Annotated in this window: 1 protein-coding gene; it reads right to left on the minus strand. The window is 37.4% G+C overall.

Going from position 1 to position 420, the window contains the following annotated elements:
• Positions 1-218 precede the first annotated feature (218 nt).
• A partial coding sequence (locus AC1DND_RS29520) for a hypothetical protein (RefSeq protein WP_477586605.1) occupies positions 219-420 on the minus strand: 202 nt, incomplete at its 5' end.

Raw genomic sequence — 420 nt, forward strand, 5'->3', positions numbered from 1 at the left:
TGATAGGCCCGCGAAGAATCGTCATCTCGACCGTAGTGGAGAGATCTTTTAATATAGTCCAAAGATCTCTCCATTACGCGTTGCTTCGGTCGAGATGACGACCGATTTTTAGAATCTGTTATCGATAAGAATCTTTGCAGTTTGCTGAAAGCTATCATTTTACTAGATATTTATATTGTAAAGTAAGGATTTAATATATACATTGAATAGTAATCCCATTATTGGGCAGATTCTTCACTGCGTTCAGAATGACAGCCGTTTTCAAAATGATATTGCGTTACTGCATCAATTCTAAACCTTCTAATAGCGAGATAAAAAAAGGTAATGGAATATAAACCTGCCAACAATCCCGCACATACAGCAGATGGTGTAATTCCGAAATCGTGATTTTTAGGAAAAGAGAAGTGCAGTGTGAGCATC

It is taken from the genome of Pedobacter sp. 01N416 (assembly GCF_056399685.1).